Origin of the sequence: Sphingopyxis jiangsuensis (assembly GCF_016734905.1) — a bacterium.
Lineage (GTDB): Bacteria > Pseudomonadota > Alphaproteobacteria > Sphingomonadales > Sphingomonadaceae > Sphingopyxis > Sphingopyxis jiangsuensis.
Genome location: NZ_JAERPO010000002.1, coordinates 1,210,570 through 1,237,110, shown reverse-complemented (window position 1 = coordinate 1,237,110; position 26,541 = coordinate 1,210,570). Strand labels below are relative to the sequence as shown.

Annotated in this window: 20 protein-coding genes; 9 read left to right on the top strand and 11 right to left on the bottom strand. The window is 65.2% G+C overall.

Annotated elements, in window-relative coordinates:
- Nucleotides 1–36 precede the first annotated feature (36 nt).
- From JI743_RS12650 to JI743_RS12635, 4 genes are read right to left on the bottom strand one after another with little or no spacing between them, the layout of a single operon-like run.
- Nucleotides 37–1,365, bottom strand: coding sequence for a mannitol dehydrogenase family protein (locus tag JI743_RS12650; RefSeq protein ID WP_330902753.1), 1,329 nt, complete (start codon nucleotides 1,363–1,365; stop codon nucleotides 37–39).
- The gene (uxaC, locus tag JI743_RS12645; RefSeq protein ID WP_201928648.1) at nucleotides 1,362–2,774 is read right to left on the bottom strand and encodes a glucuronate isomerase; all 1,413 of its coding nucleotides are present in this window, start codon (nucleotides 2,772–2,774) and stop codon (nucleotides 1,362–1,364) included. Before uxaC ends, JI743_RS12650 begins: the two co-directional genes overlap by 4 nt.
- Nucleotides 2,775–2,781: 7 nt before the next feature.
- A complete protein-coding gene (locus JI743_RS12640) occupies nucleotides 2,782–4,083 on the bottom strand; it encodes an MFS transporter (RefSeq protein WP_201928647.1) in 1,302 nt (433 codons plus the stop codon).
- A gap of 19 nt (nucleotides 4,084–4,102) precedes the next feature.
- Nucleotides 4,103–4,891 carry a 2-keto-4-pentenoate hydratase gene (locus JI743_RS12635; protein WP_201928646.1) on the bottom strand — a complete coding sequence of 263 codons (789 nt, stop codon included), beginning with the start codon at nucleotides 4,889–4,891 and terminating at the stop codon, nucleotides 4,103–4,105.
- A gap of 172 nt (nucleotides 4,892–5,063) precedes the next feature.
- Between JI743_RS12635 and JI743_RS12630 the strand changes: the two genes are divergently transcribed.
- Nucleotides 5,064–6,554, top strand: coding sequence for a UxaA family hydrolase (locus JI743_RS12630; protein WP_201928645.1), 1,491 nt, complete (start codon nucleotides 5,064–5,066; stop codon nucleotides 6,552–6,554).
- Here the strand turns inward: JI743_RS12630 and JI743_RS12625 are convergent.
- Nucleotides 6,551–8,095 (bottom strand): family 43 glycosylhydrolase, encoded by a 1,545-nt coding sequence (locus JI743_RS12625; protein WP_201928765.1) that lies wholly within the window; start codon nucleotides 8,093–8,095, stop codon nucleotides 6,551–6,553. The genes JI743_RS12630 and JI743_RS12625 overlap by 4 nt on opposite strands.
- A gap of 160 nt (nucleotides 8,096–8,255) precedes the next feature.
- Nucleotides 8,256–11,051 carry a TonB-dependent receptor gene (locus JI743_RS12620; protein ID WP_201928644.1) on the bottom strand — a complete coding sequence of 932 codons (2,796 nt, stop codon included), beginning with the start codon at nucleotides 11,049–11,051 and terminating at the stop codon, nucleotides 8,256–8,258.
- Nucleotides 11,052–11,309: 258 nt separating this feature from the next.
- Between JI743_RS12620 and JI743_RS12615 the strand changes: the two genes are divergently transcribed.
- From JI743_RS12615 to JI743_RS12605, 3 genes are read left to right on the top strand one after another with little or no spacing between them, the layout of a single operon-like run.
- The gene (locus JI743_RS12615) at nucleotides 11,310–12,695 is read left to right on the top strand and encodes a pectate lyase family protein (protein WP_201928643.1); all 1,386 of its coding nucleotides are present in this window, start codon (nucleotides 11,310–11,312) and stop codon (nucleotides 12,693–12,695) included.
- Nucleotides 12,692–13,093, top strand: coding sequence for a cupin domain-containing protein (locus tag JI743_RS12610; RefSeq protein WP_201928642.1), 402 nt, complete (start codon nucleotides 12,692–12,694; stop codon nucleotides 13,091–13,093). The genes JI743_RS12615 and JI743_RS12610 overlap by 4 nt, the downstream gene beginning before the upstream one ends.
- Nucleotides 13,090–14,061 (top strand): alpha/beta hydrolase, encoded by a 972-nt coding sequence (locus JI743_RS12605; protein WP_201928641.1) that lies wholly within the window; start codon nucleotides 13,090–13,092, stop codon nucleotides 14,059–14,061. The genes JI743_RS12610 and JI743_RS12605 overlap by 4 nt, the downstream gene beginning before the upstream one ends.
- Before the next feature lie 118 nt (nucleotides 14,062–14,179).
- On the opposite strand, the gene JI743_RS12600 is transcribed toward JI743_RS12605, so the two are convergent.
- The 4 genes from JI743_RS12600 to JI743_RS12585 form a co-directional block, all read right to left on the bottom strand.
- The gene (locus JI743_RS12600) at nucleotides 14,180–15,610 is read right to left on the bottom strand and encodes a carboxylesterase/lipase family protein (protein ID WP_201928640.1); all 1,431 of its coding nucleotides are present in this window, start codon (nucleotides 15,608–15,610) and stop codon (nucleotides 14,180–14,182) included.
- Complete coding sequence (locus JI743_RS12595; RefSeq protein WP_201928639.1) at nucleotides 15,597–16,604, bottom strand: sugar kinase; 1,008 nt, start codon at nucleotides 16,602–16,604, stop codon at nucleotides 15,597–15,599. The genes JI743_RS12600 and JI743_RS12595 overlap by 14 nt, the downstream gene beginning before the upstream one ends.
- A 66-nt stretch (nucleotides 16,605–16,670) precedes the next feature.
- Nucleotides 16,671–17,426: a 2-dehydro-3-deoxy-D-gluconate 5-dehydrogenase KduD gene (kduD, locus tag JI743_RS12590; RefSeq protein WP_201928638.1), complete on the bottom strand. Its 756-nt coding sequence runs from the start codon at nucleotides 17,424–17,426 to the stop codon at nucleotides 16,671–16,673.
- A 1-nt stretch (nucleotide 17,427) separates the two neighbouring features.
- Nucleotides 17,428–18,081, bottom strand: a complete 654-nt coding sequence (locus JI743_RS12585; RefSeq protein WP_201928637.1) for an RpiB/LacA/LacB family sugar-phosphate isomerase — start codon at nucleotides 18,079–18,081, stop codon at nucleotides 17,428–17,430.
- A 220-nt stretch (nucleotides 18,082–18,301) separates the two neighbouring features.
- Between JI743_RS12585 and JI743_RS12580 the strand changes: the two genes are divergently transcribed.
- From JI743_RS12580 to JI743_RS12565, 4 genes are all read left to right on the top strand, one after another.
- Nucleotides 18,302–19,360 carry a LacI family DNA-binding transcriptional regulator gene (locus JI743_RS12580; RefSeq protein WP_201928636.1) on the top strand — a complete coding sequence of 353 codons (1,059 nt, stop codon included), beginning with the start codon at nucleotides 18,302–18,304 and terminating at the stop codon, nucleotides 19,358–19,360.
- A gap of 102 nt (nucleotides 19,361–19,462) precedes the next feature.
- Nucleotides 19,463–20,251 carry an ImuA family protein gene (locus JI743_RS12575; RefSeq protein WP_201928635.1) on the top strand — a complete coding sequence of 263 codons (789 nt, stop codon included), beginning with the start codon at nucleotides 19,463–19,465 and terminating at the stop codon, nucleotides 20,249–20,251.
- A complete protein-coding gene (locus JI743_RS12570) occupies nucleotides 20,154–21,704 on the top strand; it encodes a Y-family DNA polymerase (protein ID WP_201928634.1) in 1,551 nt (516 codons plus the stop codon). The genes JI743_RS12575 and JI743_RS12570 overlap by 98 nt, the downstream gene beginning before the upstream one ends.
- Nucleotides 21,701–24,991, top strand: coding sequence for an error-prone DNA polymerase (locus JI743_RS12565; RefSeq protein WP_201928633.1), 3,291 nt, complete (start codon nucleotides 21,701–21,703; stop codon nucleotides 24,989–24,991). Before JI743_RS12570 ends, JI743_RS12565 begins: the two co-directional genes overlap by 4 nt.
- A 144-nt stretch (nucleotides 24,992–25,135) precedes the next feature.
- Here the strand turns inward: JI743_RS12565 and JI743_RS12560 are convergent, their stop codons facing one another.
- A complete protein-coding gene (locus JI743_RS12560) occupies nucleotides 25,136–25,954 on the bottom strand; it encodes a flagellin N-terminal helical domain-containing protein (protein WP_201928632.1) in 819 nt (272 codons plus the stop codon).
- A 245-nt stretch (nucleotides 25,955–26,199) separates the two neighbouring features.
- Here JI743_RS12560 and fliE point away from each other — a divergent pair, with 245 nt between their 5' ends.
- A complete protein-coding gene (fliE, locus tag JI743_RS12555) occupies nucleotides 26,200–26,541 on the top strand; it encodes a flagellar hook-basal body complex protein FliE (protein WP_201928631.1) in 342 nt (113 codons plus the stop codon).

Genomic DNA, 26,541 nt, shown 5'->3' with positions numbered 1-26,541 from the left:
CTCAACGATGCGATCCCGGCCTTCGCCTGGACGGGATTAGACGTTGGGTTCGGGCCGCCAGTCCGACGCGATCAGCCCGCCCTTGCCGAACAGCCGTTCCATTGCGTCTGGGGCCGCCGCCGCGTCGCGCAGCTTGTCCGCGAGCGGATCGTCGATCGGATGGTCGCTCCGCAGGAAGGCGATCCACGCCGCGACCGCAGCCCCCAGCGAAGCGCAGCGCTGCCCGCGCCTCTGGTGCCACGCCAGCGTGTCGAGCCAGCGCTGCGGGATCTTCTGGCTACCGTCCATCGCGATCTGGATCAACCGGTGGTCGAGTGCGGGATTGGCGAAGCGACCCATCAGCGCGTCGGCATAGGCGGAAAGGTCCTGCCCCGGCGCGGCGTCGATCGTGGGGGCCGCCTCTTCGCGCATCAGCCGTTCGATCAGGGGGTGGATGCCCGGGTCGGCGACCGCCTGATGGACATAGAGGTGACCACGACCGAGCCCGATATAGGCGAGCGCCGAATGCGCGCCGTTGAGCATCCTCAGCTTTGCCGTTTCATAGGGCGCAACGTCGGCGACGAGCTCGGCGCCGACATCCTCCCAGCGCGGGCGCGGGCCGGCAAAATCATCCTCGATCACCCACTGGCTGAAAGCTTCGGTGACCACCGCACCCTCGTCGCGCGCACCAAGCACCGCTTTGACCGCAGTGCGGTCGGCGTCGGTGGTCGCGGGGACGATGCGATCGATCATCGTCGCGGGGCAGCGGCATTCGCGGTCGAACCAGTCAAGAAGGTCCGGCTGCGCGGCGGCAAGATAGTCGCGCATCAGCGCGCGCAGCACCGCGCCATTATTCGCAAGATTGTCGCAGCTGAGCAGCGTCAGACCGGGGAGCCCCGCCGCGCGGCGCGCCGCGAGTCCCGCGCCGACAAAGCGATAAAGGCTCGATGCCCCGCGCGCCGCCGCGAGGTCGAGCGAACCGTCGGCTGCGCGCAAATAGCCCTTCTCGGTAACGGTGAAGCTGACAATATGCGTCGCGGGCGAAGCGATCGCGTCGATGACATCTTGCGCCGCTTCGCCCGCGACGAGCACCCGCTGCACGGCACCGATGAGACGCAGGTCGGTTCCGGCTGCGCTGCGGGTGCTGACGGTGTAGAGGCCGTCCTGCGGATTAAGCTGCGCCGCGACATCGCCCGAGCGTAACGACACGCCGGTGATCCCCCAGTCGCCGTCCCCTGCGCCCATCGCATCGTCGGTGTAGACCGCCTGATGCGCGCGGTGGAATGCGCCGATGCCGATATGGACGATACCCGCCGCCTGCGCGCTGCGGTCATAATCCGGCGTCCGCACCGACGCCGGGATCGGGGTCTTCGCCGACAGCCTCACAGCCTATATGCCGCCTTGGCGAGATTATAGCTGAGGTCGACCGCGAGTTCCGCCGCCTCCCATTCCTCCAGCCGATGTTCGGCGACGAGCTGCGCAAGGAAGCCGCAGTCGATACGCCGCGCAACGTCGTGCCGCGCCGGGATCGACAGGAAGGCGCGCGTGTCGTCGTTGAAGCCGACGGTGTTGTAGAAGCCCGCGGTCTCGGTCACCTGGCTGCGGAAGCGCCGCATCCCTTCGGGGCTGTCGTGGAACCACCAGGCGGGGCCGAGCTTCAGCGCCGGATAATGGCCCGCGAGCGGCGCAAGTTCGCGCGCATAGCTCGTCTCGTCGAGCGTGAATAGGATGATCGTCAGCCGCGCTTCATTGCCATAGCGAGCGAGCAGCGGGCGCAGCGCGTGGACATAGTCGGTCGCCGTGGGGATGTCGGCGCCCTTGTCACGGCCATAGCGGTCGAACAGCCATGGGTTATGGTTGCGGAAGCTGCCCGGATGAATCTGCATGACGAGCCCGTCGTCGAGGCTCATTCCGGCCATCACCGTGAGCATATGCGCGCGGAACAGCTCGGCATCGGCGGGCGACACATCCGCCCCGGTGACGCGCGCGAACAGCGCCTCGGCCTCTGCATCCGACAGGTCGGCGGTCGCGGCGGTCGGATGGCCGTGGTCGGTCGATGTCGCACCCATTTCTGCGAAAAAGGCGCGGCGGTTGCGGTGCGCGGCGAGGTAACCGGCATAAGAAAAGGCGTCTTCGCCCGACAGGTCCGAAAGCCTCCCGAGATTTTCGCGGAACGCTTCGAATTCGGGATCGACCACCGGATCGGGGCGATAGGCGGTGATGACGCGCCCACCCCATTCACCGCTGGCGTTCGCGTCTTTGACGACCTGATGATGCTCGAGCGTGTCGATGGGGCTTTCGGTCGTTGCGATCACTTCGATCCGAAAGCGGTCGAAGAGTGCGCGCGGGCGAAAGGCATCGGTCGCGAGCGCTTCGGTGATGCGGTCGTAGTAAAGGTCGGCGGTGGCAGCCTCGAACTGGACGTCGATACCAAAGGCTTCGGCGAAGACCCAGTCCATCCACATTCGTGTCGGGGTGCCGCGAAACAGATGATAATTTTGCGCGAACAGCCGCCAGCTTTCGCGGGGGTCGGCCGCACGGTTGCGAATCCCCAGCGCGTCGAGCGACACGCCCTGCGAATAGAGCATCCGAAAAACATAATGATCGGGGTGCAGCAGCAGTTCGGCGGCGTTGCCGAAATTGGCGTTGGTCGCGAACCATGCCGGATCGGTGTGCCCATGCGGGCTGACGATCGGCAGGTCCGCGACATCGGCGTATAGACGACGCGCAATGTCGCGCTGCCCCGCATCGGACGGAAAGAGGCGGTCGGGATGCAGGGTCAGCGGACGCGTCATTATTTGCTCAATTGCCTTCGACACTCACCGGCGCAAGGCGCGGGCTGAGAAGGTGGATCGCCAGCACGGCGAGGAAATAAACGGTCGTGCAGGCCGCAAAGATCAACGTGTAATTGCCGTCGGTCGCGTCGAGGACAAGCCCTGTCGACTTGGCCATGATCATGCCGCCGACGCCGCCCATGAAACCGCCGAGGCCGATGACCGACCCGACCGCTTTCTTGGGGAACATGTCCGGCGGGATCGAAAGGATGTTCGACGAAAAGGACTGATGCCCCGCAAGCGCAATGCCGATGAGCACGACCGCGATCCACATATTGTCGAGCCCGGTGACGAACAGCAGCGGAAGCACGCAGCAGCCCGAGAGCAGCATCGTGATCTTGCGCGCGAAATTGACGCTGTGTCCCTTCTGGATCAGCTTTGACGACATCCAGCCGCCCGCGATGCTGCCGACGTCGGAAAGCAAATACATGATGATCATCGGGAGCAGCACGATCTTGAGGTCGACGTCATAGGTCGTGCTGAAATATTTGGGCAACCAGAAGAGCATCAGAAACCAGACCGGGTCGGTCAGGAACTTGCCGATCGCAAAGGCCCAGGCTTCGCGCTTGCGGACGATGCGACTCCAGCCGATGCGCTCGATCTTTTCGGGCGGGTCATGCTCGATCCACGCGAGTTCGGCGTCGCTCACCTTCCCGCTTTCGCGCGGATTGCTGTAGAGCCAGAGCCAGAGCAGCAGCAGCGCGATGCCGAAAAGACCGGTGTAGATAAAGGTTTCGCGCCAGTCGAAACCGAGCACGACCATGAAGAGCGCGATCGTCGGCGCGGTCAGGATGACGCCGATCGTCGTCGCGCTGTTGACCCAGCCGATCGCATAGGCGCGTTCCTTTTGCGGAAACCATTCGCTCGATGCGCGGACGACCGACGGGAAATGCCCCGCTTCACCGACGCCGAGGATGACGCGCGCCGCCATGAAGGAGACGACCGACGAGGCAAAGCCATGCGCGACATGGCCTATCGTCCAGATCGAGATTGCAATGGCATAGCCGATTTTCGGGCCGAAACGGTCGATCAGCCAGCCCATGATGAGGAAGCCGAAGGCATAGGCAGCCTGAAAGGCGGTGACGATGTTGCCATAGTCATTCTCGCTCCAGCCCATCTCTTCGCCGAGGACGGGCGCGAGCAGGCCCAGCATCGTGCGGTCGATATAATTGACCGTCGTCGCGACGAAAAGCAGCGCGATGATCAGCCACCGGTATCGTCCCGCGCGGGGAACGGGCTGCGCCGCTCCGGCTGCGATTGCCTCTGCCATTTTCCTCTCCCGTTTGTTCTTAGATGCTCCTTATGGAGCAGTTGACGCGGATGTCATGATTGAACACCGCATGGGCCGTCTGGCCCGCCTTCACCTCGTGGATTCCAGTAATCGCGCCCGCCGAAACCCAGGTCCCCGGCGGAATCGCGATGCCGCGCGCACGCAGGGTACGGATCAGGAAAAGCGCCGAACCGAACGGTCCGTCGAGCATGGCTTCCATCGTCGCAGCGCCGACGCATTGGCCGTCGACGAACATTTCGACGGGCATCCGTATCAGTTCGGCGTCGCGCCAACCGGGAATGGCGGGGCCGAGAATCAGCCCCTTGTTGTTGCCATAATCCGACGCAGTCACCGCCGGACCGTGAAGATTGATTTCAGGAAAGGGCGAACTCGCGATTTCGATCCCCGTCCGCACCTGCGCGATGCAATCTTTGACCGAATCGATGTCGTAATCGCGCGCGCCCACCTCACCGAAGCACAGCAGCACTTCGGCTTCAGCCGCGGCGAAACCGGGCGAATAGACGGGCATAGAGGGCGCCGAGCCCGCGCTGCCGTCGAAAATTTCATCGTCGAAAATCGGGCCGGTCAGGCGATTCTCGCCAAAGCGCTCGACCAGCGCATCGGGAATCCGACCGACCTTCCAGCCGCCGATGCGGCGCCCGTCGAGGGCGATCGCCGCATCCTGGATCGCATAGGCCTCGGCCATCGTCTGCGGCATCGGCCCCGGATACAAGGTAAGCGGTGTCTTTAGCGCACGCGCGTCGATCAGCGCGCCCGCGATTTTGTCGATTTCCAAGGTCTCTGCCATGTTTGTCATTTCCCTCTACCGAAAAAGTCTTTAAGAGACACCGGTGTCAAACGCAAGTGAATAGCGGACGTCCGAAGCGATTGATCGCCCATTCAGGTGGACGGGCGTATATCCGGGCTTGCGGTGAACCAGCCAAAGCAAGTCCGCATCGGTCCGAGCTGCGAGCCATGATATGAAGAAAGCCGTCCACATCGTTTCGACCGATAATGTCGCCACCGCGGTTGGCGACCTCGGCGCGGACGAAGACATCATCGTTGATGGAGTCCCGGTGCGGCTCGCTACGCCGATTGGGCGCGGTCATAAATTTGCGGTCGCGCCGATTGCGCAGGGGGCAGCCGTCGTCAAATTCGGCTTTCCGATCGGAATAGCAAGCGCCGCCATCGCCGCGGGCGAGCATGTCCACAGCCACAATCTTGTGACTGCTCTCGACGGCAGCGACGCCTTTCGCTTTCAAGGTGCCGACGCGCCGTGTCGCGAGCATAGCCCGGCGATCGCCGCCCAGGGATTTCAGGGCTATCTGCGCGCCGACGGACGCGTCGGGACACGCAACGAGATATGGATCATTCCGACCGTCGGCTGCGTCGGCAACCTCGCCGCGCGCGTTGCGCGAATTGCCGGCGCACGCCATGCCGGACGCGTCGACGGCGTGCATGCCTTCAAGCACCCCTTCGGCTGCTCGCAACTCGGCGACGACCTCGGCCATACGCGCGCGCTGCTCGCGGCGCTCGCGCAGCATCCCAACGCAGGCGGCGTGCTGATCGTCGGGCTGGGGTGCGAGAGCAACCAGCTCGGCGCGCTGCTCGACCTGATCCCAATGGAGCGCCGCGAACATATCCACACGCTCTCGGCACAGGCGGTCGAGGATGACGAGGCGGCGTGCCTCGCGCTCGTTGACGAGCTGGTGGCGGCGTGCGCCGATACGCCGCGCAGCGAACGCCCGCTCTCCGACCTCGTGCTCGGGGTCAAATGCGGCGGGTCGGACGGCTTGTCGGGGCTGACCGCAAACCCCCTCGTCGGGCGCATGGCCGATGCCGTCGCCGCTGCAGGCGGCAAGGTGCTGCTGACCGAAATTCCGGAAATCTTTGGCGCCGAGCAGATTTTGATGGATCGCGCAGCGTCGCGAGCGGTGTTCGACGATGCAGTCGCACTGGTGCGCGATTTCAAGGACTATTTCATCCGTAACGGCGAGCCGGTGAGCGAAAATCCGTCGCCGGGAAATATCGCGGGCGGCATCACGACGCTCGAGGAAAAGTCCCTGGGCGCGGTGCAGAAAGGCGGCAGGGTGCCACTCGTCGATGTTCAGCGTTACGGCGGCGTGGCGACACGGCCAGGACTGACTTTGCTCGAAGCGCCGGGGAACGACGCCGTATCGTCGACCGCGCTCACCGCCGCGGGGGCGACGATCATCCTCTTCACCACCGGACGCGGCACCCCGCTCGGCTTTCCCGCCCCCACGCTCAAGATCGCGTCGAACAGCGCGCTTGCCGAGCGCAAGCAGGGCTGGATCGATTTCGATGCCGGCCAGGTGCTCGACGCCGGTTTCGATGCGGCGTCGAACACGCTGCTGAACCTGATAAGCGCCACGGCATCGGGCGCCCCCAGTTGCGCCGAGCGCAACGAGGAACGCGACATCGCGATCTGGAAATCGGGCGTTACGCTTTAGTCCAGCGCCTCGAAGCGGAAATTGCGAAAACGCGCCTCGCCCGCTCCCGCCGAATAGAGCCCCGGACGCAGCATCAGGAAACCGCCGCGGACATTATGGTGGTATCCCGACACCTCCATCCCGCGGTCGAAGCGTTGCCATGTCTTGCCGCCGTCGCCGCTCGTGTCATAGGTCACGATGTGCCGGTCGTTGGTGACGCGCATCCGCATCCGCCGGCCGTGCGGGTTGGCGGGACGCGCGCGCTCGATGCCATATTGATGCGTGACGAAACGCTCGCCATCAAAGCCGAGCCCGCAATAGAGCTTGTCGTCATAGAAGAGGATCAGCCCCGCGGTGCCGCCGGGCGCAATTTCGATGTCGCACTCGAAACGATAGGCCTGGTCGCCCGCGATGAGCAGCAGCGGCGACGAATCGACTGGCGCCTTGCCGCGCGCCTTCAGGACGAGCGCGCCTTCTTCGACCTGCGCGCGGGCGGCCTCGTCGGGCGCCGGGCGGAAAAAATTCCATTTCGCGCCAAGCGCAAGCGTCGAAAAATCGTCCGACAGCGCCATGCCGTGCGGCCCCGCGACCGTCCCGCCGCGCGGTTTCGCGATCGGCTGCGACAGGTCCCCGCCCTTCATCCGGAACCAGCCGTCGGGGGTCCATTCGATGGGGTCGAGCAGCGCCTGCCGCCCGAGCGTCCAATAGCCGTTTTCATAGCCGTGATAGACGCTCCACCAGTCGCCCGCGGGCCCCTCCACCAAAGTCGCATGGCCGCGCGACCACCATTTTTCGGATATGGAGGTCGTGCGAACGAGCGGATTATGCAGGCAATTTTCCCAAGGGCCGTGGATCGACTTCGACCGCGCGGCGATGACCATATGCCCCGTGGGCGGCCCGGCGGTCCCGCCGACCGCGGTGATCATGTAGAAATAGTCGCCGTGGCGGGTAATCTTTGGTCCCTCGGGCGCGAATCCCTCGACGACCCAATCGGACGGATAGCGCCACGGATCATAAACATGTTCGGGTTCACCGATGCGCGACAGGCCGTCGTCGGAGAGGCGCACGCGGTCGCCGCCCGACAGGAACAGCCAGCGCGACCCATCCTCGCCGACCGCATGGCCGGGATCGATATGGTTGGGAAGGTTGAGGTCGACGGGGTCGCTCCACGGCCCCTCGATCCGGTCGGCCCAGATCACCCAGCTGGTGTTCGGTCCTTTGGTCGGGATGTAGAGATAATAACGCCCCCGGTGCTTGCAAAGCTCGGGCGCCCAGACCGCACCGATATTGCGCGTGAGCGCCGGACCGACGGGGCGCCAATTCACCAGATCGCGCGAGTGCCAGATGACCAGTCCCGGATAGGAATCGAAGGTCGAGAAGGTCATATAATAGTCGTCGCCATCCTTGAGGATCGACGGATCGGGATGGTCGCCGGCCATGATCGGATTGAGGAAGCGCCCGTCGCCAAGGTCGGCCTTGCGCTGCCCATCGAAGCCGCGCGCCCAGGCAGGAGCGGGGCCAGCGGGGTCGCTTGCGGTCGACACCGAACCGCCCGGCGCCATTGCGAGCGCGGTGCCCGCCCCTCCAACGCCCGCGGCAAACAGGCCGCCGCCCGCCAGTTTCAGAACATCGCGTCGATCGGTCACCGTCGTTCCTTCTCGCAAAAGAAAGGCCCGGCCCTCGCGGACGAAGACCGGGCCTTTCCTGGGACTATCGTCAAACTCAGATCTTGAAGCGCGCTCCGAACAGGAAGGTGCGCCCATAATGGTTGTTCTCGTAGTTCCGGTTCGCTTCGAGGTCGGTGAAGCGATAGCGGTAGTCGTCGGTCAGGTTCGTGCCCTCGATCGACAGTTCGATATTGTCGGTCAGCTGGTAGCGGATCGACGCGTCGACGTTGAACGAGCTGCCATAGCCTTCGAAGACATTGTTGTTGCCGCTCGTGCTGTCGTTGAACGCGCTACGCCATGCGGCCGAGGTTCGGACGGAGAATTTGCCATCGTCATAATAGATGGTCGCATTCCACGCCCGCTTCGCGAGGCCGAGCAGCGGCTGCGTATAGGTGCCGTTGGGCTGCGCCTCGAGCCGGTTTGTGACCGGGTTATAGGCGAGCGGCCCAGCGATGCTGTAATCGACGTCGCTCTTCACGAACGTCGCGTTGCCGAGCACGCCGAAATGGCGCAGCGAGTCCGAGAAGACCGAGAAGGGCAGTTGCAGCGAGAATTCCACGCCCTTCAGATTCGCACCCGGACCGTTGCCCGTCGTGCGGAATTCGAACTGACGGTTGGGGTCGGCGCCAACGACGACGGCCGTGTGCGCGGGCGTTCCCGGCGTCAGCAAGGATGTCGGAAGGCCGCTCGACGCATAGGTACCCTGCAGCGAGGTCGAGATCGGGAAGCTCTCCACATCCTTTGCGAACAACGCCACCGAAGCCAGCGCGCCCGGCGCGAAATACCATTCGGCCGCGAGGTCGAATGTCGTTGCGCGATAGGGTTCGAGGAACGGGTTGCCCGACGTGATGCGGAAGTTGAACTGGTCGACCGCACCGCCCGGAGTCAGACTGCCGAGCGTCGGCCGCGTGATGACCTTTGCGATTGCGCCGCGCAGAATCACGTTCTCCGTCGGGTGCAGGTTGATATTGAACGACGGGAGCCAGTCGTCATAGGTCCGGTCGACCGTCACGAACGTCCCGCTGGTGAAGCCCGACGAGCTCTGATCGGTCTTCACATAGCGCACACCGGCATTGCCCGTCATCCGCATGCCGAGAATGTCGGTTTCGAATTCGGTCATGAACCAGCCGCCATAGGTCTTTTCGGTGACCTCGCGCTGTTCGCCCTGCTGAAGGACGGCCGGGCGGTTGTAGAGGTCGATGAGCGCCGTACCCGCGGCAAGATCGGGGACGATCCAAGCGTTGGTGTTGCCCGACGGCTGTCCCGCCTTGCCGAGCTGGAACAGCTCGGCGATGTCGGCCGTGACCGGCAGGCCGCTGGTGCCGGGAGCGCAGGGGAATGCTGCGCAATAGGTGCTGTCGCGGCGGAAGCCGACCGTTTCGAAATCGAACTGGCGATAAAAGCCGCCGCCGAGCAGCTGGAAGCTGTCGGAGACGTCGAGTTCGAAATCGCCGGCAAAAGTCTTGAACTTGTTGGTCAGAAAGGACGGACGATCGCGGAACTCAGCGAGCACGAACGAACCCGGATTTTCGATCCCCGCACCAAAGGTCAGCAGCGGGAACTTCATATCGCTATAGTCGTAGCGATAGCCGGTCGCATCGGTGTCGTCGAACGCGAGCGTCGTTTCGACGGGGATGTCGGCGTCCGAGCGCGAGAAGCCGCCGAGCAGCTTCACGCGGAACGTGTCGCTCAAGGCCTGCTCGATACGGCCCGACAACTGATAGAATTCGGTCTCGCTCTCGCGCGAATAACGCTCGGTGCGGACATAGACATTGTCGAGATCGGCCGAGATCAGATTATTGTTGGCGTCGATGACATAGTTGGAGACGTCGATGTTGCGCTCGTTGCTGCGCAGAAGCACTTCGCCCCAATATTCGTCGCGCGTTTCCTTGAACTTCGAATAAAGCCCGTCGATCGAGATTTTCGTGTTCTCCGACGGCTCGAACTGGATCGACGCGGTCGCACCAAGGCGTTCGCGGTCGTGCGCGACGAGGCCATAGCGCGGGATGCGCGGGTGGAAGGCTTCGGCGACGTCGATGCAGGCCTGCGACGGGTTGGCGACGAAATTCGAGCCCGACATGCAGGTCACGCCGTTGACGCTGCGGAACGGCGCCTGCGCCCAGCGGACGCTGTTGTTGCCGAGCTCGTGCGTCGTGTAGTCGGACCAGGCGACCGATGCCGAAACCCCGAAAGTGCGGTCGACATTCGTCCAGGCGATCAGCCCCGCGACACGCGGGTCAACGTCCTTCGTCAGATCGTTGTAACGCGCCTGCGCCGATGCAACGACGGTCAAGCCTTCCTTGCCGCCGAGCGGGTTGCCCGTGTTGAGATCGACGACTGCGCCGAGCGAGCCTTCGTCGAGCGATGCCGACGCCGTCTTGTGAACAACGAGCGAAGTGAAAAGCTCGGACGCAAAGACGTTGAAATCGAACGCGCGGTCACGGTTCGCCGAGGCGCCGTCGGTCGAGGTCGCGATTGTTTCCATGCCATTGAGGCGAACGCGCGTAAATTGCGCGCCAAGACCGCGAACGGTGATCGCGCGACCTTCGCCCGCGTCACGCTGGATCGAGATGCCGGGAATACGCTGCAGCGATTCGGCGAGGTTCTGGTCGGGGAATTTGGCGATGTCTTCGGCGACGATCACATCGATCGCTGCGGTCGAGTTGCGCTTCTGATCGAGCGCCTTGTCGAGCGATGCGCGGAAACCGGTGACGACAATCTCGTCCTCTCCCGCGGGTGCATCATCGATCGCATTCTGCGCCCATGCCGGCGACACCGCCATAGCGGCGAGCGACGCGCCGCATGCAAGCCGGGTCAATATACGCGTGCCTCGCGCCGTGTGATTAGACATTATCATCCTCCCTTATCGCCCCGCGCCCTTGCCCATGCAAGAAATGACACCGGTTACTTTGCCAATCGCAAACGAATCGAACGATTCGTCCTGTTCATATTTTCCGAAGAGTGACGTCGGCGGCCTGCATCGTGCGGCCAGCCGGGGCAATCGCTCTCCCACCGACAATTTTCTCGTTGACCGATTGGGGTAACCGGTGTCAGAAAGATTGCGGATTGTCACACACTTGTCAATACCCAAAGAAAAAGGATGGACAGGATGCTCAAAAAACCTTGGCTGGCCGCGCTTTTCCTCGCGTGCGTTGTGCCCTCTGGCGCAGCCCAGACAGCCGCAGCCGATGTCGCCGCGACAGCCTTCCCCGGTGCGGTCGGCCCCGCCGCCACCACTCCCGGCGGACGGGGCGGGCAGATCATCCGGGTGACGACGCTCGCGCCCGACGGCCCGGGATCGCTCAAGGCCGCGATCGATACGCCCGGACCGCGCATCGTGGTGTTCGAGGTTGGCGGCGTCATCGACATGGGCCGCGAATCGCTCGAGATCAAACATCCCTATCTGACGATCGCCGGACAGACTGCACCCGGACCCGGCATCACACTGATCCGCACCGGCATCGACGTCAGAACGCACGATGTCATCCTGCGCCACCTGCGCGTCTATACCGGGGTCGATGGTCAGCCGAAGCGCAGCGGGTGGGAGGCCGACGCCTTTTCGACGGTCGCCGCGCACAATGTCATCGTCGACCATTGCACCTTCCTGTGGGCGATCGACGAAAATATGTCGGCGTCGGGTCCGCGCTTCACCGGCAATACTGTCGATGAATGGCGCAAGGGCACGAGCCACAACATCACTTTTTCGAACAACCTTGCCGCCGAAGGCCTCGCCGATGCGAGCCATCCGAAGGGCGAGCACAGCAAGGGATCGCTGATTCACGACAATGCGACGGGTATCGTCTTTTACCGCAACGTCTGGGCGCATAATGTCGAGCGCAACCCGCTGATCAAGGGCGGCGGCCAGGCGCTGATGATCAACAACCTCATCTACAACCCGCAGCACCGAGCGGTGCAGTACAACCTGATGAATCTCGAATGGGTCGGGCACGACTATGTGACGGGGCAGATCACCGCGGTCGGCAATGTGATGCGCGGTGGCAACGACACCGACGAGGGGCTGCCCTTCCTGATGCTCGGCGGCGACGGCGACCTCGAATATTATGGCAAGGACAATCTCCACGTTGATCGCCACGGCAAGCCGCTGCCCGAATTCGGGCGCTACGGAGAAACCGAGGCAAAGCTGATCCGCGCCAAGGCGCCGCTCGCGCCAACCACGGGCTATCGTATCCTGCCGTCGCGCGCGGTCGAAACCTCGGTGCTCGCAACCGCCGGCGCGCGGCCTTGGGCACGCGACCCTGAAGAGATCCGCGTGTTGTTCTTCGTCGCCGAAGGGCGCGGCAAGGTGATCGACGACGAACGCGAAGTCAGCGCCTATCCTGAGGTCAAGGAGCCGGTCCGCGCGCCCTTCGTCGAGGCCGAATGGGATCTCGCGACGATGGAACCGAAATCGGGACGCTATCCGGCGCAGACCGCACCGCTGCCGCAGGAGCATCTGTCGGCGCGCGACCGCGCCTCGCGCGGGCAGGCGCAATGAGCGCGCTCGCCGCCTTGCTGCTCGGCGCTGTGGGCGCCCCGGCGATGGTGGTGATCGACGAAGGCGAAACGGTGCGGCAAGAGGCCCCGCCGCATGGCGCGATCGGCATGTCGACCGCATGGCGGATCAGCGACCATGTGCCGGCGCCGCGCAGCTTCGAATTTCGCAAGCGTGCGCTGCACGTCGGCGCTGCAATCGGCATCCACCCGATTTCGCACGACGAAATCTATTATGTCGTGTCGGGGACCGGCATCGTCCACTCCGACGGCGAGGAGGCCGAACTGAAAGGCGGGATGGCGGCGTGGCTCTACAAGGGCGCCAATGTCGGCATTCGCCAGACCGGAAGCGAGCCGCTGGTTCTGATCATTGCCTATCCGAACGAAAAGCCTGCGCCATGACGGTCGGGCGCCGCGCGCTGCTCGCGGGCAGCCTCGCCCTGCCTTTCGCCAGCGCCGCGGCGCGCGAGGCCTGGACCCGGCCTGCCGGGCTCACGCCCGATGCGAGCATCGCCCTATGGCCCGACGGGCATCTGACGCCGCCCGCGGGGCTTGTCGAACGGACCGTCCAGCGCAGCGACGACCCGCAAGCAAGCGACCGCATGCTCGAGCATATCACGCGCCCGCGGCTCGACATTTTCCGCCCGGCAAAGCCCAATGGCGCGGCGGTCATCCTCGCGCCCGGCGGCGGCTATCGCTATGTCGTTGTCGACAAGGAAGGGTATGAGCTTGCCCGCTGGCTGACCGCGCGCGGGGTCACGGTTTACGTTCTTTTCTATCGACTGCCCGGCGATGGCTGGGCGAACGGATCCGACGTCCCGCTCGCCGACGCACAGCGCGCGGTGCGGCTGGCGCGCAGCCGCGCACAAACCGACGGGATCGACCCGGCGCGCGTCGCCTTCGGCGGCTTTTCGGCGGGCGGCCATGTCGCGACGAGCCTGCTCACGCGGTTCGATGCGGCGGTTTATGAGGCGGTGGACGCCGCCGACGGTCTTTCCGCGCGCCCCGATACGCTCGCCGCCATCTATCCGGTCGTGTCGATGGATGCGGAGGTCGCGCACCCCGGAAGCCGCGAGAAGCTACTCGGCCCCGCGCCCGATGCCGCGCGCACGCGCCTTTATTCGCCCGACCGCAATGCGCGCGCCGACCAGCCGCCGCTGTGGTTGCTCCACGCCGAGGACGACAGCGTGGTGAAGATCGAGAACAGCCTGCGATTGCATCAGGCAACGCGCGCGGTCGGCGCATCGGTCGAGGCGCACTGGTTTGCGCGCGGCGAACATGGCTTTGGCCTGATGAAGACCGCGGGGCTACCGGTCGCCACCTGGCCCGAATTGCTGTGGAACTGGTTGGGGTCGCAGGGGGTCGTCTAGGCGTTGTCATTGCGATCCCGGCGAAAGCCGGGGGGAGTAATCTCCAGTTATCGATCTCGCACAAGGCCGATGGCTGGAGATTGCTTCGTCGCCTTCGGCTCCTCGCAATGACGGCCTTTTACGTTCCCGGCTGGATATAGGGCACGCGCGCGAACAATTCGCGCTCCCAGCGGCGCGGGTCGCTTTCGACGCGGCTGACCGTATCGAAGATCATCGTCGCGCGCCGGTCCAGCTCATAGGCGGGCCAGCCCGGATCGCCCGTACGCGCGAAACGGACAAAGGCGTCCATCATCCGGTCGCTCATCGCCCGCTGCGCGGGGCTCGCATCGGGGGTGGTCCCGAAAGCGAAACCGATATCGTCGGTGTGCTTCGCATCCTCGAAATCGAGCTGATAGACGAAAGCGGGCACGCCAGCCTGGGCCCGCGCCTCGGCCTCCTCGACCTGCCCGCGCCAGCTTCGCGCGGCGGTGACGATGCGGTGAAAGAGTTCGGGCGGCGGCGAATCGGGATAGCGCGCCCGAAATTGCTTCACCACCCACTCGGGATGAATGTCGATGCGCATCTCGGGCGCGATCCGCTCGGCGAGATTGGCAAAGTCCAGCCCCGCAAGCTGCTTTCCGTCGGGGGCATAGAAGGCGCGCGTTTCCAGCACCGTATTGCCGAGCAGCATCGGGATGGCGCGCGACTGCGGCGCGGCGTCGGGCCAGAAGGGGTGGCGCATGAGGTGCTTCATATCGAGTACCGGGCCCATATAGACGCCCCCGCCGAGCACCGGATCGGTGGCGTCGAGCGCGTCGACGAGCGCCTCGACGGGAGCCGTCGCGGGATCGACGCCCGCGCCCAGCCTTGCAAGGAAGGCCTCGGCGCGCTTCGCTGCGTTGAGCGGCCCCGACGCCGTCACCTGCTGCCCGCTCATCGTGATCGCCTTGTGGAACAGCCCTTCGGCGGCAGGCATCGCCATCAGGGTCGCGATTTTCGCGCCGCCGCCCGACTGGCCGAAGACGGTGACATTGGCCGGATCGCCGCCATAGGCCGCGATATTGCGCTGCACCCATTGGAGCGCGGCGATCAGGTCGAGCTGCCCGGCATTGCCGCTGTCGGGGTAGCGGCCGAGCAAATAGAGATAACCCAGCGCGTTCAGCCGGTGGTTGACCGTGACGACGACGACATCGCCGCGCGCCGCGAGCGCCGCACCGTCGTTGATCGGATCGGTCACGCTGCCGGCCGAATAGGCGCCGCCGTGGAAATAGACCATGACGGGACGCCTGGCGCGTGCCTCGGTCGACGGCGTCCAGATGTTGAGGAAAAGACAGTCTTCCGACTGCGGCTGATACTGGCCCCCGCGCTGCGGGCAGGCGGGACCGAAGGCGCCGAGCGCCTTGCGGTTGTCGAGCAGCGCGACCGGCGCCGCAAAGCGTTCGGCGGTTGCGTAGCGAATGCCCTTAAACGCCGCGACCCGCGGCGCCGTGCGAGCGAATAGCGGCGGGGCAAACGCGGCCACGGCCCCAGCCGCGAGCAGCGCGCGGCGCGTCGGCCTAGCGCCGGACATCGAGCCCGCCACCGTGAAAGGCGTCGATATCGCCCTGTCCGAAGCGGCTGGCATCGCCGGGAAGCGAATGTTTGAGGCAGGTGAGCGCAAGCCCGCTTTTCGCCATCGCCTCGGCGTCGCCGCCCGCAAGATGCGCGTGGAGCACGCCCGCGGCGAAGGCGTCGCCCGCGCCAATGCGGTCGACGATGCCGGTGACATCGATCTCGCCCGTCTGATGCGCGCTGTCCCTCAGGTCGACGCGTGCCGCGATGCGGTGATGGTCGGCGGTCACCGTATGACGCGCGGTCGAAGCGATGAGCCGCAGCGACGGGAAAGCGGCAAAGCCCGCCTCCGCCGCCTCGCGCCGCCGGTCCTCGCCGTCGCCGCTGAATTCCTGGCCCAGCACGAGCGACAGGTCGCGGTGGTTGCCGAACAATATGTCGGCGCTGCCGATGAGTTCGGACAGGATGGCGCGCGGGTCGCTGTCCCACGCCTCCCACAGCATCGCGCGGTAATTGCCGTCGAAGCTGACCGGCACGCCCAGACGCTTTGCCGCGCGTGCCGCCGCCAGTGCCGCATCGGCCGAGCGCGGCCCGAGCGCCGGGGTGATCCCCGACAGGTGCAGCAGCCCTGCGCCAGAGAGCAGTGTTTCCCAGTCATAATCCCCGGCCCCGCTCGCCGCGAAGCTCGACCCTGCGCGGTCATAGACGATTTCGGAGGAACGAAGGCCGGCGCCAACGCTGAGGAAATAGAGCCCCATGCGCCCGGGGCCAGTAGTGACGGCGGTGCAATCGACGCCTGCGCCGCGCACCGCCGCCGCTGCTCCGCGACCCAGAGCATTGGAAGGAACCTTGCCGACCATCGCGCAGTCATGGCCGAGATGCGCGAGGCCGATCGCGACATTCGCCTCGGCCCCGCCGACATGCAGGTCGAGCACGGGCGACTGCATCAGCAATTCATTGCCGGGCGCGGTCAAGCGGATCAGCAATTCGCCGAAAAAGACCAGCCTGCCCATCCCAACTCCCGTTTGCCGACGCGGTCGGCCCTTTATTGTTCTGCTGTAGCGCCGAGCCGGTCGATGCTAGCGCGCGAGCCAACCGCCGTCGACCGCGAGGATATGGCCCTGCACATAATCGGACGCCTTCGACGCGAGGAAGACCGCCGCGCCGCCGATGTCGGCAGGATCGCCCCAGCGCCCCGCCGGGATACGCTCCATGATCTGGCGGTTGCGTGTTTCGTCGGCCTGCAGCGCGGCAGTGTTGTTCGTCGCGATATAACCCGGCGCGATCGCGTTGACCTGAATGCCCTTCGCCGCCCATTCGTTGGCGAGCAGCTTGGTCAGTCCGCCGACGCCCGACTTCGACGCCGTATAGCTCGGCACGCGGATGCCGCCCTGAAAGGTGAGCATCGATGCGATGTTGATGATCTTGCCGCTTCCCCGCGAAATCATGTGGCGCCCGACCGACTGGCAAAGGAAGAAAAGCGTCTTGAGATTGGTGTCCATCACCGCATCCCAATCTTCCTCGGTGAAATCGACCGCGTCGGCGCGGCGGATGATGCCGGCATTGTTGACGAGGATGTCGATGCGCCCGAATTCGGCGATTACCGCGTCGACGAGCGGCTGCACCGCCGCGACGCCCGACAGGTCGGCCTTGAAATTCTCGGCCTTGCGGCCGAGTGCGCGGACCTTGTCCACCGTCTCGGTCGCGGGCGAACGGCCCGCGGCGGCGACATCGGCCCCCGCCGCTGCAAGCGCGAGCGCGATGCCCTGACCGATGCCGGTGTTGGCGCCGGTGACGAGCGCGACGCGGCCCGTAAGATCGAAGGGAATCGTCATATCAGGCGAGCGCCGCCTCCGCCGACACGCTCTTCAGATAGTCGCTGATCGCTTCGTCCTGCGAATTGGCGTAGAAATAGTCGGCGAAGCGCTCGCCCGCGATCGCGGCGCGAAGCAGGTCCTGATCGACATTCTTGAGCACGTTCAGCATGTCGTTGCACGATGCGGCCTTCAGATCCTTCAGGATGCCGCGGTTCTTGCGCATGATTTCAGCGCGCTCTTTCGGATAGCCAAGGCCCGATTCGCCGTCGAACAACTTGCGATAGCAATCCTGAAGGTTGAGCTCGGCGGCCCAGCCGAAACCCTTGGCATAGGGCATCGAAATCGCGTTGCCGTCGTTGATCTGGGCAAAGAGGAAGGCGTCGGTCGGATCGATCACGAGGCCGCAGAAGACGCCGGGCATCGAATTGCAGGCGAGCATCGATCCCATGCCGGTGCCGCAGCCGGTGACGACGAAGTCCGCCGCCTTCGAATTGAGCAGGATGCCGGTGAGCAGGCCGTTCATCACATAGGTCAGCGATGCGCTGTCCTCGGCCGAATACATGCCATAGTTGAACACTTCATGGCCCAGCGGTTCGGCGACCGCGGTCAGGGCTTCGTGGATGACGCTGTTCTTGGCGGCCTGGCTGTTCTCGGTGATCAGCGCAATTTTCATGATCCGGTTCCTTTGATGGGTTTTGCGGCAAATTAGTCATTTTGGTAACCGGTGTCAATAATCTTGGTCGCCTTGATGCGGCGCGCGGCCCCCGACACCGGTATCAAATATCGCCGGACAGGGAATGGTCGCGGTTGATTTCGCCGCGCCGAGCGCCCATCACAGGCGCAACAGGGGCTTGGGCACAATAATCCTGGCCTCAAAAAGGGAAGATGCGTTTATGGCGGCACAGGGCAAGGGGCCGGGGGGCAAACAGCCGACAATCAACGATGTGGCGGCGCTCGCGGGAGTGTCGAAAAAGACTGTCAGCCGCGTCATCAACCGGTCCGAGTTTCTGACCGAAAAGACGCGCCGCGCGGTCGAGCAGGCGATCGAGCAATTGGGCTTCGTTCCCAATCCGCAGGCGCGCGCGCTCGCCTTTCGCCGCAACTTCCTGATCGCACTGCTCCACGACAATCCGAATGCGCAGACCGTGCTCAATTTTCAGCAGGGCGTGCTCGACGCGATCAAGGACAGCGATCTTGCGCTGCTCGTTCGCCCGGTCGATCGCGGGTCGGACAAGATGCTCGACGATGTCCGCGTCTTCCTTGAAAAGCAGCGGCCGATCGGCGCGATGCTGTTGCCGCCGATCTCGGAAAATGACGATCTTGCCGCGCTCTGCGAAAATCTGGGCGTCCGCTATGTCCGCGTCGGTTCGGCGCTGCTCGACGATGCGCGCCATTGCGTGTCGTCGAACGACCGCGAGGTGGTTGCCGAAGCGGTGCGCGGGCTGATCGCGCGCGGGCATCGCCGTATCGGTTTCGTGCGCGGTCCTGCGGGCTTCCGCTCGGCCGCCGAGCGCGAAAAGGGGTTCATGGAGGCGCTGGCCGAGGCGGGGCTCGAACTTCCCGACGCCTATCATGCGCGCGGCAATTATCGTTATGCCTCGGGGGTCGAGGCGGGCGAAGCGCTGCTCGCACTCGCGTCGCCGCCGACCGCCATTTTCTGCTCGAACGACGAAATGGCCGCCGGGGTGATGGGCATCGCGCACGGCAAGGGCATCGCGGTGCCCGGCCAATTATCGATCATTGGTTTCGACGACAGCCCGACCGCGACGCATATCTGGCCCGCACTGACGACGGTGCGCTGGCCGATCCGCGAAATGGGATCGCGCGCGGCACGCACGCTGGTGCCCGATTTCCTCGGTTTCGGCGCGAAGGTCGCGAGTGACGAAAGCCCGGTGTTGCCGTCGATTCTCGTCGAACGCCAGTCGGTCGCCGCTGCTCCAGCCGACACCTGAGGCAGCGGCCGGCAAAGCTGCGCCGCAGCATCTTCGTTTCTCCTGACTCCGCTTGACAAGCGACGCCCTTGGCGCGCTTATAGAACATATCAGGAACAAATGATGCGCGAGTCGTCCCCTTCTCTCGCCGGGCTGCGGAAACGTGTCGCCCGGCTGGCCGCCAGCGGCGGTCCCGCGAGCCTCCCGGCCGAAGCCCGGCTGACGAGCGGCCATGCGGGATTCGACGCCGCGCTCGGGGGCGGGCTGGCAAAGGGCAAGACGCATGAATTTTTTGCCGCCGACGCGCTCGATGCGACGAGCGCCGCGGCCTTCGCCGCGCTGCTCGCGCTGCGAAGCGACGCGCACGCACCGCTCATCTGGCTGCGCACTGCCGACGCCGCGCGCCGCATCGGGCACATCTATGCGCCGGGGATCGCCGAGCTTGGCGGCAGCCCCGACCGGCTGCTGATCGTCGAGGTTCCCGATGCCAAGATGCTGCTCGCCTGCGCGAACGATGCCGCGCGCTGCACCGGATCGGCGGCGGTCATCGTCGAAAGCTGGGGGCGCTTCCCGCTGCTCGACCTGACCGCAGGACGGCGCCTCGCGCTCGGCGCACGCGATGCGGGTACCACTTTGTTGATGCTGCGCCTCAATGCCCTTCCCGCACCGAGCATCGCCGAAACGCGCTGGAGCGTCGCCGCCGCACCGTCGCGCGCGCTCGCGGCCGATGCCCCCGGCGCGCCCGCCTTCGACCTCGAACTCTTGCGCTGGCGCGCCGGCCCTGCGGGCGGACGCTGGCGACTGGACTGGAAACATGACGAACATGCCTTCGGGGAGCCGGCGCTATCTCGCGCTGTTCTTCCCCTACCTGCCCGCCGAGCGGCTCGTCCGCACGGCGCCGCAGCCGCCTGACGCTCCGCTCGTCTTTGTCGAGAAGATACGCGGCGCGCTGCGCATCGCGCACATCGACGCAGCCGCGCAGGCAGCCGGGCTGGCTGTCGGCATGCCGCTCGCCAACGCGCGCGCGCGCGTTCCCGAACTGCTCACCGTCGCCCACGACCCGATTGCCGATCATGCCTGGCTCGACCGGCTCGCATTAGGCTGCAACCGCTACACGCCGCTCGTCGCGCTCGATGCCCCCGACGGGCTGATCCTCGACATTGCAGGGGCTGAACATCTTTTCGGGGACGAAGCCGGTCTCGTCGCCGATGCCGAGATGCGACTGGCGCGGCTCGGCATGAGCGTGCGCCACGCCTTCGGCCCGACCGCCGACGCGGCGCGCGCGCTCGCACGCTACCAGACGCGCCCGGCGCCCGACGAAGCGGCGGCGGTTCGCCGCCTGCCCGTCGCCGCGCTCGAACTCGCCCCCGAAGCGACGACCGCGCTCGTCCGCGCGGGACTGAAAAGCATCGGCGACCTTGCCGGTCGCCCGATGGCGAATATCGCAGCGCGCTTCGGAGGCGATGCGACGACGGCGCTCCGGCGCATCCTCGGCGACGCGCCGAGCCCGCTCGATCCGCGCATCGCCTTACCCCCGATCGCGGTCGAGCGCCGCTTCGCCGAGCCGCTCGGCAGCACCGCGCATGCGACCAAGGTCCTCGCCGAGCTTGCCGCCGAAGCCATTGAAGAGCTCGGCGAGCGCGGCAAGGGCGGGCGGCATTTCCGCGCGACCTTCTTTCGCAGCGACGGCCTTGCGCGAAGCATCGATGTCGAGACGGGCCATCCGACGCGCGACGCGGGGCTGGTGATGCGCCTCTTTGCCGAGCGGATGGACAGCCTGACCGACCCGCTCGATCCCGGCTTCGGTTTCGACATGATCCGCTTTGCCGTCCCGCGCCTCGACCCGCTCGGCGCGACGCAATTGAAGCTCGAGGGGGGCGAAGTGCGCAAGTCGATCGAGGACGGGGCGATGAACGAGCTGGTCGACCGGATGACGACGCGGCTGGGGCGCAGGCGCGTGCAGCGACTACGCGCCGAGGATACGCATATCCCCGAGCAGGCGCAGCTCGCGCTCCCCGCGATCACCGCGCCGCCGCCGATGCCCTGGCCCGCGCCCGAGCCCGGCGAACCGCCGGCGCGCCCCTTCCACCTCTTTGACCCGCCGCAACCGATCGAGGTGATCGCCGAAGTCCCCGACGGCCCGCCGCACCGTTTCCGCTGGCGCCGTGCGATGCACGCGGTGCGCCGTTACGAAGGCCCCGAGCGCATCGCCGCCGAATGGTGGCGCCGCCGCGACAATGCGGGCCTGACGCGCGACTATTACCGCGTCGAGGACGCGCAGGGCCGCCGCTTCTGGCTCTTCCGTCACGGCCTTTATGACGAGAAGCCCGACCCGCGCTGGTATATCCACGGGCTGTTCGCATGAGCGGGGAAGACGCCCCCCTTTTTGCCGAGCTGGTCGCGGCGACCAACTACAGCTTTCTGCGCGGCGCCTCGCACCCTGCCGACATGGTGGCACAGGCGATGGCGCTCGGCATGGCAGGCATCGGCATCGCCGACCGCAACAGCGTCGCGGGGGTGGTGCGCGCCTTGATCGGGTTGCGTAAGTTGCGCAAGAAGGCCGCCGAAAGCGGGATCGAGCTACCGCCCTTCAAACTCGTCGTCGGCGCGCGGCTGGTGTTCGACGACGGCACCCCCGACATCATCGCCTATCCGGCGACGCGGCGCGGCTGGGGTCGGCTGACGCGCATGCTGACCCTCGGCAACCGCCGGACGACCAAGGGCAATTGCGTGATGAAGCTCAAGAATCTGCTCGTTCATTGCGAGGATTTGCTGCTCGTCGCGATGGCCGGCGCGGCGGACGAAGCGGTCCTGCACCGCCTCGCCGCCGCCGCGCCGGGGGCGCTTTGGCTTGGCGCAACGATGCCGCGAAGCGGAAGCGACCGCCGCCGCCTCGCCGGGCTGCAAGCGCTGGCGGACCGGGTCGGCATTCCGCTGCTCGCGACCAACGATGCGCTCTATGCGACGCGCGCGCAGCGCCCGCTGCACGATGTCGTCACCTGCATCCGCGAAGGCACCAATCTGGGCGATGCAGGGCGCCTGCTCCGCGCCAATGGCGAGCGTCATTTGAAATCGCCGCAGGAAATGCGGCGCCTGTTCCGCGACCGCCCCGAAGCGGTCGATGAAAGCCTGAAAATCCTCGACCGCATCTCCTTCGCGCTCACCGATCTTGCCTATGAATATCCGCACGAGCCGGTTCCCGCGGGCTGGGACCCGCAGGGCTGGCTCGAACATATGGTGATGGAGGCGGCAAAGAAGCTGCATCCGGACGGATTGCCGCGGCGCTGGCGCGAGGTGCTCGACGAGGAACTGACGCTCATCCGCAAATGCAATTTCGCCTGCTATTTCCTGACCGTCCACGACATCGTCAATTTCGCGCGAACACAGGACCCGCCCATCCTCTGTCAGGGGCGCGGCTCGGCCGCCAATTCGCTCGTCTGCTACCTGCTCGAAATCACCTCGATCGACCCGGTCGCGAACAATCTGCTGTTCACGCGCTTCCTGTCCGAACAGCGGCGCGAGCCGCCCGATATCGACGTCGATTTCGAGCATGAGCGGCGCGAGGAGGTGATGCAATATATCTATCGCCGCTACACGCGGCGGCGCGCGGGAATCGCCGCGACGGTGATCCATTACCGGCCGCGCAGCGCGGTGCGCGAGGTCGGCAAGGCGCTCGGCTTCAGCGAGGATGTGACCGCGCGGCTCGCCGACACGAGCTGGGGAAGCTGGGGCAGCGAGATGCCGATCGAGCGTTTCGTCGAAGCGGGGCTCGACCCCGCGCAGCATGACATTGCGCGGCTGCAATGGATCGTCAGCCAATTGCTGACCTTCCCCCGCCACCTGTCGCAGCATGTCGGCGGCTATGTTCTGACCGAAGACCGGCTCGACGAGACGGTACCGATCCACAATGCCGCGATGGAGAACCGGACCTTCATCGAATGGGACAAGGACGATATCGACGCGCTGAAACTGATGAAGGTCGATGTCCTCGCGCTCGGAATGCTGACCTGCATCCGCAAATGTTTCGACCTGATGCGCCTGCACAATCTGGGCGATCACGATCTGAAATCGATCCCGCCGGAAGATCCGGTCGTTTACGACATGCTGTGCGAAGGCGACAGCATCGGTGTGTTCCAGGTCGAAAGCCGCGCGCAGATCAACATGCTGCCGCGCCTCAGGCCGCGCGAATTTTATGATCTTGTGATTCAGGTCGCGATCGTCCGTCCCGGGCCGATCGAAGGGGACATGGTTCATCCCTATCTCCGCCGCCGCAACAAGGAGGAAGAGGCTGAACTCCCCTTACGTTCGGGAGGCGGAGCCAATGAGCTGGAAGATATTCTCGGCAAGACATTCGGGGTGCCGCTGTTTCAGGAACAGGCGATGAAACTTGCCATTACGGCAGCGGGCTTTTCTCCCGATGAAGCAAATGGGCTTCGACGAGCGATGGCGACTTTTCGGAACGTCGGGACAATCCCCGAATATCAAGACAAGATGATCGAAGGGATGGTCGGGCGGGGCTATGAGCGCGCTTTCGCCGAACGTTGCTACAATCAAATCAAGGGGTTCGGCAGCTATGGTTTTCCCGAAAGCCATGCCCAGTCCTTTGCCAAGCTCGTCTATGTTTCCTCGTGGCTGAAATGCCATCACTCCGCGGTCTTCACCTGCGGCTTGCTCAATTCGCAGCCGATGGGCTTCTATGCCCCCGCCCAGCTTGTCCGCGACGCGCGCGAGCATGGCGTCGAGGTGCGCGCGGTCGATGTCAACGCCAGCACATGGGACAACAGCCTCGAGCGGCGCGAGGACGGCCGCCTCGCGCTGCGGCTCGGCTTTCGGCAGATCGACGGCTTTCGCGAGGCTTGGGCCGACGCGATCGTACTTGCGCGCACGACAAACTTTGCCTCGGTCGAGGAACTTGCGCGGCGCGCCGACCTGCCGTCGCGTGCGCTGCGTCTGCTCGCCGATGCCGATGCGTGCCGGTCGATGGGGCTCGACCGCCGCCCCGCGCTCTGGGACGCGCGGCGCGTGCGGCAAGGCGTGCTGCCGCTGTTCGGTGCGGCGGGGGCGGACGAGCTGGGGGCCGAGGAGGATGCGGCGCTGCCGCCGACGCCAGCGGTCGAGCAGGTGCTCACCGACTATCAGACGACGCGGCTGTCGTTGAAGGGACATCCGATGACGTTTCTGCGGCGCGATTTCAAACGCGAAGGCGTGCTGAGCGCCGCCGAAGTCGCGGCAGCGAAAAACGGCTCGATCGTCCGCACCGCGGGCGTCGTGCTGATCCGCCAGCGGCCGGGCAAGGGCAATGCGATCTTCATCACGATCGAGGACGAGGGCGGGATCGTCAACATCCTCTTATGGGCGCGCCATTTCGAACGCTATCGCCGCGCCGTAATGGCGTCGCGGCTGATGCTCGCCGAGGGCGAGGTGCAGCGGAGCAAGGAGGGCGTCATCCACCTGATGGCGTCGCGGATCGTCGACCGCACCGCGATGCTCGACGCGCTCGGCAGCGACCGCCGCTTCGACCCCGACCTTTGCCGCGCCGACGAGGTCAAACACCCGCAACCGCCGCGCGGACGTTCGGAAGGCGAATATGCGCAGCGCCACGGCCACCCCCGCAACGTCCGCATCCTGCCCAAGTCGCGGGATTTTCATTGAGGGTTTGTTTTCCAGCTTACGCAGGAGGCTGCTCCAGCCAGCCCCCCCCCCGCAAAAAGAAGACGCCCCGGCTGCGGGGGCCGGGGCGTCGGATCAGGCTATTAAAGGGACCAACCAATATAGCCCCAATTTTATACCCTGCGCTTAGCGGAGCAGGTTCATCACGCCCTGCTGGCTCTGGTTCGCCTGGGCAAGCATCGCGGTCGAGGCCTGCGACAGGATGCCGGCCGCAGCAAGCTTCGTCGATTCAGCCGAGAAATCGGCGTCTTCGATGCGCGACTTCGATTCCGACAGATTGGTGACAGTCGACGTCAAATTGTCGACAGCCGCATCGAGACGGCTCTGCTGGGCACCGAGGTTGGCGCGCTGCGTCGCAACCGTCTGGATCGCCGTGTCGAGCGTGGCAAGCGCGCCCGAAGCGCCGCCGGCGGTCGAAATGTCGAGCGCGTTGACGCCGAGTGCCGTCGCCTGGAGGTCGGCGATGGCGATGTTCACGACCTGGCCCGAACCGGTTCCGGTCTGGATGTCGAAGCCCGCGGCAACGCTGCCGTTGAGCAGGACGTTGCCGTTGAACGTCGTGCGGGTCGCAATGTCGCCGATCTGGGCGATCAGCGCGGTAACTTCGGTCTGCATCGCAGCACGGTCGGTCGTGCCGTTCGTGCCGTTGGCCGACTGCACAGCCAGTTCACGCATACGGACGAGAATGTCCGAAATGCCGCTCATCGCGCCTTCGGCGGTCTGCGCAAGCGAGATGCCGTCGTTGGCGTTGCGGATGGCCTGGTTCAAGCCACGGACCGTTGCGTCCATGCGGGTGGCGATGGCGAGGCCGGCAGCGTCGTCCTTCGCGCTGTTGATGCGCTTGCCGCTCGACAGGCGTTCCATCGCCTGCGACTGCATTTGGCTCGCCACGCGCGAGCTGTTCTGGGCGCGGAGCGCGCTCACATTGGTGTTGATGACAGTCATGTTGTTCCTTTCCGGCCCAGAGGCCATTCCCGTGATGTGATGGGCTCGGCGAGCTTCACGCAGCCAGTAACGGCGGGCGGCGACGCGGTTTAAGCACCGGGCGTCAAAAAAACGCCGGAAGCGCTCCACGCGCGCCACGTTACCGATATAAGTATATGTTTTTCCGATGTTTATAATGTTGGCATGACCTTTGCATTCCTGTTTGGCGTGCGGCGCATGGCCGCGCAAAGGACGGATGAAAGCCAATGAGCACGATCGATACGAGCCGACTGATGCAGATGCGCAGTTCGATCCTCAATCAGAACCAGGCGCTGCAACGCGCCGCGGGTCGCGGCGGCGTGGGCGGCGCAGAAGGCGCAGAAGGCACGGCCGATTTCGGAGCGGCGATTTCCTCCGCGCTCCAGCAGGTCAACGCCCAGCAGACCAAGGCAAGCGAGCTTAGCGAAGCCTATGAGCGCGGCGACACGCACGACATCGTCAGCGTGATGATCGAGCGCCAGAAAGCATCGCTCGGTTTCGAAACGACGCTGCAAGTCCGCAACAAGCTTTTGTCCGCCTATCGCGACATCATGAACATGCCGGTGTAA

Coding starts and splice junctions, on each gene's coding strand:
- JI743_RS12610 (WP_201928642.1), top strand. CDS start 12,692: ATGAGCGCGCTCGCCGCCTTGCTGCTCGGCGCTGTGGGCGCCCCGGCG.
- JI743_RS12630 (WP_201928645.1), top strand. CDS start 5,064: ATGAAGAAAGCCGTCCACATCGTTTCGACCGATAATGTCGCCACCGCG.
- JI743_RS12600 (WP_201928640.1), bottom strand. CDS start 15,610: ATGTCCGGCGCTAGGCCGACGCGCCGCGCGCTGCTCGCGGCTGGGGCC.
- JI743_RS12585 (WP_201928637.1), bottom strand. CDS start 18,081: ATGAAAATTGCGCTGATCACCGAGAACAGCCAGGCCGCCAAGAACAGC.
- JI743_RS12595 (WP_201928639.1), bottom strand. CDS start 16,604: ATGGGCAGGCTGGTCTTTTTCGGCGAATTGCTGATCCGCTTGACCGCG.
- JI743_RS12615 (WP_201928643.1), top strand. CDS start 11,310: ATGCTCAAAAAACCTTGGCTGGCCGCGCTTTTCCTCGCGTGCGTTGTG.
- JI743_RS12575 (WP_201928635.1), top strand. CDS start 19,463: ATGCGCGAGTCGTCCCCTTCTCTCGCCGGGCTGCGGAAACGTGTCGCC.
- fliE (WP_201928631.1), top strand. CDS start 26,200: ATGAGCACGATCGATACGAGCCGACTGATGCAGATGCGCAGTTCGATC.
- uxaC (WP_201928648.1), bottom strand. CDS start 2,774: ATGACGCGTCCGCTGACCCTGCATCCCGACCGCCTCTTTCCGTCCGAT.
- JI743_RS12635 (WP_201928646.1), bottom strand. CDS start 4,891: ATGGCAGAGACCTTGGAAATCGACAAAATCGCGGGCGCGCTGATCGAC.
- JI743_RS12625 (WP_201928765.1), bottom strand. CDS start 8,095: ATGGCGCCGGGCGGTTCGGTGTCGACCGCAAGCGACCCCGCTGGCCCC.
- JI743_RS12570 (WP_201928634.1), top strand. CDS start 20,154: ATGACGAACATGCCTTCGGGGAGCCGGCGCTATCTCGCGCTGTTCTTC.
- JI743_RS12605 (WP_201928641.1), top strand. CDS start 13,090: ATGACGGTCGGGCGCCGCGCGCTGCTCGCGGGCAGCCTCGCCCTGCCT.
- JI743_RS12565 (WP_201928633.1), top strand. CDS start 21,701: ATGAGCGGGGAAGACGCCCCCCTTTTTGCCGAGCTGGTCGCGGCGACC.
- JI743_RS12620 (WP_201928644.1), bottom strand. CDS start 11,051: ATGTCTAATCACACGGCGCGAGGCACGCGTATATTGACCCGGCTTGCA.
- JI743_RS12580 (WP_201928636.1), top strand. CDS start 18,302: ATGGCGGCACAGGGCAAGGGGCCGGGGGGCAAACAGCCGACAATCAAC.
- JI743_RS12560 (WP_201928632.1), bottom strand. CDS start 25,954: ATGACTGTCATCAACACCAATGTGAGCGCGCTCCGCGCCCAGAACAGC.
- JI743_RS12640 (WP_201928647.1), bottom strand. CDS start 4,083: ATGGCAGAGGCAATCGCAGCCGGAGCGGCGCAGCCCGTTCCCCGCGCG.
- kduD (WP_201928638.1), bottom strand. CDS start 17,426: ATGACGATTCCCTTCGATCTTACGGGCCGCGTCGCGCTCGTCACCGGC.